The sequence below is a fragment of the Pseudomonas sp. SIMBA_068 genome (assembly GCF_046534705.1).
Taxonomy (GTDB): domain Bacteria; phylum Pseudomonadota; class Gammaproteobacteria; order Pseudomonadales; family Pseudomonadaceae; genus Aquipseudomonas; species Aquipseudomonas putida.
In genome coordinates, this window is sequence record NZ_JAWRYI010000141.1 from 1 (window position 1) to 359 (window position 359).

1 protein-coding gene is annotated in these 359 nt (G+C 61.8%); it reads left to right on the forward strand.

The window, feature by feature from the left end:
- Positions 1–54: 54 nt before the first annotated feature.
- Positions 55–359: SAM-dependent methyltransferase (locus tag SB756_RS28555; RefSeq protein WP_410912866.1), on the forward strand; the 305-nt coding region annotated here is incomplete at its 3' end.

Sequence of the window (359 nt, forward strand, 5' to 3'; positions counted from 1 at the left end):
CTGCGCGAAAAAATCGAAACGCTACTGCCTGCCAGTCTGGGTCAGATGGCTGAAGTGGCCGGACTCTGGCGCGATAAAGTCAAACAGCGCTTCAGCCGCATGTCTGACCGTCGGCGCTTCTGGGAACGCGCTTTCGATGGCCGGTTCGCCAGTGAGATGTCTGCCGGTAACGTCGAAGAGGCGAAACGCACGCTGGACCGTGAGCTGCTGGAAGAGCCGACCCGTCAGGGCGAGATCTTTCTGGTGGGCGCCGGGCCGGGCGACAGCGGTCTGCTGACGCTGCGTGGCCTGCAGGTGATGCAGTTAGCCGATGTGGTGCTCTACGACCATCTGGTCAGCGAAGAGGTGCTGGATCTGGT